The organism is Microvirga calopogonii (genome assembly GCF_003347665.1).
In the GTDB taxonomy this organism is placed as follows: Bacteria; Pseudomonadota; Alphaproteobacteria; order Rhizobiales; family Beijerinckiaceae; genus Microvirga; species Microvirga calopogonii.
In genome coordinates this window covers 1-8,469 of sequence record NZ_QDGA01000160.1, presented here as the reverse complement: position 1 = coordinate 8,469, position 8,469 = coordinate 1, and the positions used below count along the sequence as shown (strand labels likewise).

The 8,469-nt window shown below is 63.3% G+C and carries 9 protein-coding genes and 1 pseudogene; 5 read left to right on the top strand and 5 right to left on the bottom strand.

From position 1 onward, the window contains the following. From DDF70_RS38515 to DDF70_RS34325, 4 genes are all read left to right on the top strand, one after another. Positions 1-1,457 (top strand): IS66 family transposase (locus DDF70_RS38515; RefSeq protein ID WP_245435766.1); only part of this gene is annotated, 1,457 nt, incomplete at its 5' end. A 382-nt stretch (positions 1,458-1,839) separates the two neighbouring features. Continuing rightward, positions 1,840-2,628, top strand: coding sequence for an alpha/beta fold hydrolase (locus tag DDF70_RS34335; RefSeq protein ID WP_114949030.1), 789 nt, complete (start codon positions 1,840-1,842; stop codon positions 2,626-2,628). A 148-nt stretch (positions 2,629-2,776) separates the two neighbouring features. After that, a complete protein-coding gene (locus DDF70_RS34330) occupies positions 2,777-4,093 on the top strand; it encodes a family 1 glycosylhydrolase (protein ID WP_114949029.1) in 1,317 nt (438 codons plus the stop codon). 82 nt (positions 4,094-4,175) lie between these two features. Beyond that, on the top strand, positions 4,176-4,892 hold the full coding sequence (locus DDF70_RS34325; protein ID WP_162820880.1) for an MIP/aquaporin family protein: 717 nt from the start codon (positions 4,176-4,178) through the stop codon (positions 4,890-4,892). Between the two features lie 182 nt (positions 4,893-5,074). On the opposite strand, the gene DDF70_RS34320 is transcribed toward DDF70_RS34325, so the two are convergent. From DDF70_RS34320 to DDF70_RS34305, 4 genes are read right to left on the bottom strand one after another with little or no spacing between them, the layout of a single operon-like run. Beyond that, positions 5,075-5,395 (bottom strand): hypothetical protein, encoded by a 321-nt coding sequence (locus tag DDF70_RS34320; RefSeq protein WP_114949027.1) that lies wholly within the window; start codon positions 5,393-5,395, stop codon positions 5,075-5,077. Between the two features lie 2 nt (positions 5,396-5,397). Beyond that, complete coding sequence (locus DDF70_RS34315; RefSeq protein ID WP_114949026.1) at positions 5,398-5,757, bottom strand: hypothetical protein; 360 nt, start codon at positions 5,755-5,757, stop codon at positions 5,398-5,400. A 2-nt stretch (positions 5,758-5,759) separates the two neighbouring features. After that, positions 5,760-6,977 carry an NRAMP family divalent metal transporter gene (locus tag DDF70_RS34310; protein WP_114949025.1) on the bottom strand — a complete coding sequence of 406 codons (1,218 nt, stop codon included), beginning with the start codon at positions 6,975-6,977 and terminating at the stop codon, positions 5,760-5,762. Beyond that, positions 6,974-7,393, bottom strand: coding sequence for a hypothetical protein (locus DDF70_RS34305; protein ID WP_162820879.1), 420 nt, complete (start codon positions 7,391-7,393; stop codon positions 6,974-6,976). Before DDF70_RS34305 ends, DDF70_RS34310 begins: the two co-directional genes overlap by 4 nt. 223 nt (positions 7,394-7,616) lie before the next feature. Between DDF70_RS34305 and DDF70_RS34300 the strand changes: the two are divergent. After that, positions 7,617-8,057, top strand: a pseudogene (locus tag DDF70_RS34300) (IS110 family transposase); the annotation flags it as partial. 5 nt (positions 8,058-8,062) lie between these two features. On the opposite strand, the gene DDF70_RS34295 reads toward DDF70_RS34300, so the two are convergent. Continuing rightward, positions 8,063-8,469, bottom strand: a 407-nt coding sequence (locus tag DDF70_RS34295; protein WP_170316152.1) for a transposase, incomplete at its 5' end; no start/stop codon positions are given.

The window sequence follows — 8,469 nt, the reverse complement described above, 5'->3', positions numbered from 1 at the left end:
TGAAGGACGAGATCGCCCGGCTCAAGCACCTGCCGCCGCGCCCACCCTTCAACCCCTCCGGCATGGAGAAAGCCACCCAGCCGCGCCCTGCTGGTCCAGGCCGGCGTCCCGGGCGCGGCGCCAAACGGGATCGGGTCACCCGCGAGGTCACGATCCCGGTCGAGGCTCCGCCCGGCTCGCGCTTCAAAGGCTACAAGACGGTCGTGCATCGGGATCTGGTGCTGGTTGCCGAGGTGGTGCGCTACAAACGGGAACGGTGGGTGACACCCGAGGGCCAGACCCTCATCGCGCCGCTGCCGATTGGCATCACCGGCGGGTTCGGACCCAATGTGCGGCGGTTCTGCCTCGCCCTGCACACGCAAGGCCAGGTGACCACCGAGCGCCTGACCGATCTGCTGAACGGTATTGGCCTGGCGATCTCCAAGCGCGAGGTCGTCCGTCTGCTCACCTCAGATCTGGAGCTGTTCGAACAGGAAGATCGTGCGATCCTGCAGGCCGGCCTGGTCTCGTCGCCTTACCTCACCGTCGATGATACCGGGGCGCGCCATGCCCGCCGTCCCGCGGTGACCACCCAGATCGGCGGCGAGCGCTTTTGCGTCTTCCGCACCAGCCGGTCGAAATCGCGCCTGAACTTCCTGACGCTGCTGCGGGGTGGCTGCGAGGACTACGTCGCCAACGAGGCCGCGCTGGACTATCTGCGCCGGCAGCCGGTCGAGGCCGCCGTGATCGCCCGGTTGAGCCAGCTCCAGGACCAGGTGTTCAGCTCGCAGATGGAGTGGTGGCAGCATCTGCTGCGCTGCTCGATCAACATCTTCGACCGGCCTCTGCTTCGGCTACTGGATGAAGCCGCCACCTGGGGCGCGCTCCGGCATCACGGGCTGATGGCCAACACCGTCGTGGTCTCCGACGATGCCGGGCAGTTCCGGGTTGCTCAGCACGCCCTATGCTGGATCCATGCGGAGCGCCACCTGCAGAAGCTGATGCCGGCCTCACCCAAGCAGGCCAATGCCGTTGAGCTGGTCCGCGAGGCGATCTGGTGTTTTTATCGCGGTCTGAAGCTGTGGAAGCAGAGCCCCTCGCCAGGTGGGGAGCGGGCCTTCCGGCGGCAGTTCGACAAGATCTTTGGCCTGCGCACGGGCTACCAGGAGCTCGACGAACTGCTCGCCCGTCTGGCACGGCGCAAGGGCGAACTGCTGCGGGTGCTCGAGCGTCCCGAGATCCCGCTGCACACCAATGCCTCCGAGAACGACCTGCGCGCCTGGGTGATCAAGCGCAAGATCTCCGGTGGCACCATGAGCGCCGATGGCCGAATGGCGCGCGATGTGATGCTGGGGCTGTCGAAGACCTGCCGTAAACTCGGGCTGTCGTTCTTCACCTATCTCGGCGACCGGCTCGGCCTGAATGGGGATCGACCGAGGATCCCGCCGCTGGCCGACCTCGTCACACAGTCAGCCTAGGGCATCCGCCCCCTAATCTGCCCCGGTTACGGTTACGCGGGGATTGCTGCTCTCGGGCTTAGGTCTCAGGGGTGCCACCTGCAGACCTTAGGAAGCACACATCCTGGCAATTTCGGGTAGGTCCAAGCCTCTTTCACGCCTGAGAGAAGGCTTCTGCTAAGATAGGTTCACTCGAAACGATAGGTCGCCCGTTTCGAGGCTGGCGTTGCATTGCCGCAGTCCATGTCTGTTTGGCCTTCGTGAGGCAGTCATTGCCAAGGGGCAATGCCTCGTCGGCGCACCCGTGTCGGGGCGACATAACTCAGGTGGAGGGGCCGCTATCAGGCGTCTTCTGTGCGCGTGACACGCAACCACGAGGGCGTGAGCGGCCGACGGTGAGAGTATGAGCGCACCCATCCTTCATGACAACGACCAGGGGGCCGGACCGCCGGCCTTGGTGTTTCTGCACTATTTCGCCGGCTCCCTACGGTCCTGGGTTCATGTAGCCGGGGTTTTGTCGCGCGAATACAGGTGTCTGCGCATTGATCTTCCCGGCTTCGGCCGCTCGCCGCCGCTGCCTGCCTTCAGTGTGGATGCGGTCGGTGGAACGATCGCGCAGCACATCGCGGGCCGTCGTCTTGGTACTTATGTTATCGTCGGCCATTCTATGGGCGGCAAGCTGGCGCTCGCCTGCGCGGCCGATCCACCACCGGGTCTCGCCGGCGTCGTCTTGGTGGCTCCTTCACCACCCTCGCCTGAGCCGATGGACGAGAAGGAGCGTGCGCGCCTGCTGGCGACCCATGGCGACCGAGCCTCGGCGGAGCAAACCCTCCGCACGATCACACGGCGGCCGATCCCGGCGGAGGACGCCGAGATCTGCATCGCGGACAATCTGATGACCTCGGCCGAGGCCTGGCACTGGTGGCTTGCGCAGGGCAGTCGCGAGACTATTACGGCTCAGGCTGAGCGGGTGGCCTGCCCGCTTCTGGTTATCGGCGGGAGCGAGGACCCCGTCATCCCGCCTGGGGTCATCACAGCCGAGGTCATGCCCCGGCTCGCCGATGCCTCTTGCGTCGAAATTGCAGGCGCCGGACACCTCCTGCCGTTCGAGGCCGCAAACGAAGTTGCAGACGACATTAGCACTTTCGTCAAAGAACGGTGCCGTGGCGCGACGGTGAGAGGTACACCATAGGAAAGCGGGCCGCCCGAGGCTCCGCATCTTTTCGGCGGCTTGTCGGCACTCTATGCTTCCCTCAAAGGCCAGTCGATTTGTGTAGGCCGGGCAATCCGCCCGACCGCCTTGCTCAAGGGCGCCTGATGGGCCCTGCTGGAGGCCCGATATGGCAGCGCCCTGGTTTATGTTCGCGACCGGCATCGAGAACAGCTATCCGACAATCAAGAACGGCGCCGTCCGTGTCGACGAGATGGACAAATGCGGCCATTACATGCACTGGCGGAGGGATTTCGAACTCCTTCAGGAGCTAGACATCCACTATCTGCGCTACGGACCACCGATCCACCGCGTCTGGTTGGGCCAAGGCCGGTATGACTGGAGCTTCCCGGATCAGACCTTCGGCGTCTTGAAGACGATGGATATCGTCCCAATCGTCGATCTCTGCCATTTCGGGGTTCCGGACTGGATCGGAAACTTCCAGAACCCCGATTTTCCGACGCTGTTTGCGGCCTATGCGAGCGCCTTTGCGCAGCGCTTTCCTTGGGTGCAGCTCTACACGCCCGTGAACGAGATGTTCATCTGCGCTACCTTCTCGGCCGCCTATGGCTGGTGGAACGAGCAGTTGAGCAGTGACACGGCCTTTGTGACAGCGCTCAAGCACATCGTGAAGGCGAATATTCTGGCGATGGCTGCAATTCTCGAGATCCGCCCTGACGCGATCTTTATTCAGAGCGAGTCCTCGGAATATTTCCATGCCGACGAGCCTGATGCGATCGGCCACGCAGAGATCATGAATGCCCGGCGGTTCCTGTCGCTGGATCTCAATTACGGCCGCCGCGTCGATTCCGAGATGTACCAGTTTCTCCTCGACAACGGCATGACGCGCGACGAATACCAGTTCTTTATGACCCATCGCCTGCGGCAGCACTGCATCATGGGCAACGATTACTACGTGACAAATGAACATCGTGTCGCTCCTGACGGACGCACATGGGCAGCTGGAGAGATCTTCGGATATGCGGAGATCACCCGGCAATATTACGAACGCTATCGTCTTCCCGTCATGCACACGGAGACGAATCTGGCTCAAGGTGCCAACGGCGACGAAGCCGTAACTTGGCTCAGGAAGGAATGGGCGAATGTCATGCGGGTGCGCAACAGCGGCGTTCCGATCGTCGGGTTCACGTGGTACTCGCTGACGGATCAGGTCGACTGGGATACAGCCCTGCGGGAGGAGAACGGCCGAGTGAACGCTCTCGGCCTTTACGATCTGGATCGGAACATCCGACCAGTCGGCAAAGCCTATCAACTCCTGATTCAGAGATGGCGCAGGGTTCTGCCGACACAGAGCGTCTGTCTTACCGTCCCGATCGTTCCACCGAGCCAATTTGAGAGCGTACATGCGGTCTCCCAGCAGGAAGCGGCCCGGAACCTGAGTCATGCGGCTCCTACGTCGCCAACCATGGCGGATCATGCCGGCTGAATGTGCGCCTTCGTCACCTGCCAGAGACAGGCCTCTGCATGGCCTTCCCCTACCGCCGGCGCGGCTGCACCCTGACCTCTACGTGGCGGAGTTCATTGGTACGGCCCTGCTGGTTCTGGTCGGCGTGTCGGTGGTCATTCTCATGTTTGGGCAAGGCAGTCCGGGGGCAAGGCTGATCCCGAGCGAAGGCTGCCGCCTGTTTCTGACCGGCGGCTTGTTCGGCTCGGTCGGCGCGCTGATCGCGGTTTCACCGATCGGCCGCATCAGCGGCGCGCATATCAATCCCGCCGTGACGGTCGCGTTCTGGCTGGAGGGCAAGCTGGCGTGGCGTGATGCCGCCTTTTACGTCTTGGCTCAGTTCGCCGGCAGCGTTATCGGAGCTTGGCCTCTTCTGGGCTGGGGGCGCATGGGACGAAGCGTGGCGTTTGGTGCGACGCAGCCGGGGGCTGACGTTCCTGTCTGGGCCGCTACCCTCGGGGAGACAGGAGTGACGTTTCTCCTCATCCTGGCGATTTTCACTATGGCGGCACATCCCCGTACCCGTAGCTTCACGCCGTTGGCCCTGCCGGCCGTGCTCTCGGTGCTGGTGTGGCTGGAGGCCCCCCTCTCCGGGGCCAGTGCAAACCCGGCTCGGTCGTTCGGACCTGCCCTGATCGCCAGAGTCGCGCTGGACCCATGGATCTACATCGTTGGGCCCTCGCTTGGGGCTGTCCTGTATGCCGGCTTGGTACGCCTTGAGGCTGTGCGTCTTCCCCGCGTCACCGTCGCGCGATTGTTCCATTTCACCATCGAGGTTTGACAGCGTTCCGGCAGGAACAGTCCGCTCCGGGTCAAAATTTCACGCTCCGGCCTCTTAACGAACGTCCGCACTTGAGTGGCGAAGCGGACCAAACGCTCTCAGGTGTGCCAGCTCCGGACCTTTGCTGAAACGAGTGACAGACCCAATGCAGCACCGGCACTCCGGTCAAAAGGGAGGGGCCCCTATCGCTTGAGCACAGTGAGGTCCCCCACCTCGCACAGCAGGCGCGGGTGCCGCGGATCCGACAGGTCGAGCTTATCCCAGGGCACCCGATACTCGCCCCTCTGGCCAGTCGCGCCGAAGAACCGGAGCAGCGTCCGTCCGATGCTCCAGGCCGACAGCCGCTCCAGCACAGCGTATGATCCAACGAGATACTCGGTCACAAGGAGGTCAGCCCCTTGAGGCTCGGCACAGACTTCCTCCAGTCGCCCGATGCTGCGGCCATCCCGGGCCAGGACACGACGACCGATCAGAAGCTCGAGATGAACATCGCGGCCAGCCATGGTCAGGCTCCCGGTATTCGGGCGATCACGTGGTCTCGCAGCCAGGTCTGCCAATCAAACACCGGGGTCTCCTCGACCAAAAGATCGACGTCCACGTCGATCCCCACATCCCTCACCTTCATCCAGGGAATGCGGTACGGCTCCCGATGTTGTGCGCCTCCCAGGCGTTCCCCCAGCCGGCTGGCCCATCGGCCGATGCGGGGGGCGAGCCGACGCGCGAGCGCGACGGCGCCGATCTCTAGGCCTGCGACATGAGGGGCCTCGCCATCGTGCAGTTCGATCACGAGGCCATCGACCTTACCCATCTTGACGTGCTTGCGGTCGACAACCTGCTTGTCGAGAACATCGCGGACCAGCTCCATTGTCAGCCTCCGAAGATCTCAAGCGGGATCGTGACGATCGCCAGCACGCATCCAAGTCCGATCACGAATAGGACGGCGGTGTTGCTGATCCACCCGTTGCGGTGCTCGTGCACATAGCGCTCATCGTTCATCAGGAAGAGAAACGGGACGACGGTCAGCGGCAGGCTCGCCGCCGTCAGGGCCATGGAAAACACGGTGAGCTTCAGCGGATCCAAACCTGCGCCGATCGGAATCGTCCCCAGGATCACGGCCAGGGTATAGGCGGCGCTGAAGCCCGGATTGGCCTTGGGCTTGGCGTCTTCGGACCAGTTCCAGCCAAACCCCTGGGCCACGAGATAGGCCTGTTGCAGGCCGATCTCGAGCGCGGCCCCCAAGCACGCAATGCCAAGCGACGCCACGAAGAGGATGAAGCCCCAGTAGCCGAACACCGGGATCAGCATCAGGGGAAGCTGATGGTAGTCGTCGACCTGCGTGATCCCGTGCGATCGGAGCACAACAGCCGCCAGGATGAGCGCCCCAATCGCAATCGTGCCGCCAAATCCCATGCCGAGGCCGGCGACCGCACGGTTTACGCCAAGATAGCCCTGGTCCCATTTGTCCTCGATCGCGCCCGAGGAATAAAACAAGAAAAGATACGGGGAGATTGAGGCACCGAGGATGCTGACCGCGATAAACCAGTACTGAGCCTTGTCGTGCCCCGGCAGGCTGGGAATCGCACCGGCAGCAACCTCCGACCAATCCGGGTGGACCAGGATGGCGCCCACAACAAAGCAGAGCGTGACGAGGCCGAGGATTGAGACCCCTTTCTCGATCATGCCAAAGGTGCCCTTCCAGAGCAGCAGCCAGACGAGGAATGCCACCGGCATCGCCCACCATTGGAACCCGAACCCGGTGGCAAATTCCAGGGCAACACACACGCCGCCGATCTCGGCCGCGAGAACCAGGAGATTGACGACGACAACGGCGAGGAAGGCAATCAGGAAGAAGTTGAAGCCGAAGCGCTCCCGGATCGCATCCGCGATGGTGTGATGGCTCACCGCGGCAAAGCGGCCGGCCATTTCGACCAGGAAGATGATGCAGATCGTGCCGAGCATAATGGCCCACAGAAGCCGGAACCCGAACGCCGCGCCAGCCTGGGCGGCGGTTGCGAGAGAGCCGAGTTCGAGAAACCCGCCGACGCTGGTGACAATGCCGAGCGTGATCTCGAGGAGCTTGCTCATGGCTGGGATGCCGCTCCTTTATCCGCTGGCGCGACAGCGCTTCTGACCTCCTCAAGGCTGCGGGCAGCCGCTGGCCGATCAGCCGCCCGGATGGCCTGCTGGGCACGGTCGAGCGCCGCCCCGATACGCTGGAAGGCTTGCTGCGTACCGGAACTCGAATCGGCTGGATGCGATGAGAAGGCCTGTTGTTTGGCGATCAAGTCGGTCAGGTTTTTGCCCATGGTGGAGACGGTCCGCTTGGCATAATGCGCCGGCACGGTCCCGGCCAGCCAGGCATCCAGGACCGCCTCGGCGGTCGCGACGGTCGAGGAAACGAGCTCACGTTGGTGCTGATCCTGATCGGCCGCTTGAGCGCTGGCGGTGAGCGGGAAGGACGCCACGACCACGCAACTGGCGAGAACAGCAAAGCGTGTCACCGGATCCATGGAACAGCGAGACCGTTGTCTGGCTTGACAATGTACCACCCTGGTTTCGGGTTCCCAACGGGATGAGCACTGCCTCAAAGGTGCACTGCGCCACCCCTATCGCTGATCTGGGGTGTCGCGCAGATGAAAGTCCGGTAATGGGATGGACCGGCCGTGCTTACCGGCGCACCCTTCATCAGGGACGCCCAGCACGAGGATCAGAGCCATGCCTAACGCTCCGCTTCCACCCGTTGCCACTCTCGGCATGGAAGCCTGTGTCGGCGCCCATCATCTCAGCCGTCAGTTGCTGGCCCTCGGCCACGACGTGAAGCTGATCCCTGTCCAGTTCGTGATTCCCTTCCGCAAAAGCCACAAGAACGACTTCCGTGATGCCGAAGCCATTGCCGAAGCCGTCCAGCGCCCCACCATGCGCTTCGTGCCGACCAAGTCGGTCGAACAGCTTGATCTTCAAGCCCTGCACCGGCTCCGCTCACGCCTGGTGGGGCAGCGCACGGCCGTGATCAACCAGATCCGCGCATTCCTGCTGGAGCGCGGGATTGCGGTGCGCCAGAGGCTGCGTTTGCTGCGTCAGGCACTGCCGGACATTCTTGCCCAGCGCACGGACGTGCTCACGCCACGCATGACGCGCCTGATCGAAGGCCTGATGCAGGACTGGCATCTTCACCATGCTGGGATGGGAGCCATCATGAGCTTGGTGAATGCGGATTGCCGGGTTCGTGCGAGCGGCGTGCCCGCGAACCAGGCACCAAGCCGGATGAGGTTCATGGCAGCCGCTGTCAGCACGTGCTGAAGATGCGTCTTGGCGAGACCGATGTAGCGGGAGCGCCGCAAGTGTAGGGCGCGCACGCCAGCCGAAATCGTTCCCTCGATGCCGGCGCGCTTCTGGTACTCTTTGGCGAAGGCGGGCTGCGCCTCACGCTCGCGAGCCGCTGCAAGGGTCTCGTGCTCCTCCTGAGGGCGCAGCGTGAGAAGCCGCCGCTCGCTCCGAGTACACTGTGCCTTCAATGGGCAGGGGCGACAGTGGGTCGTCGAGAAGCGCACCTTGAAGGCGGTTCGTCCTTGCCAGT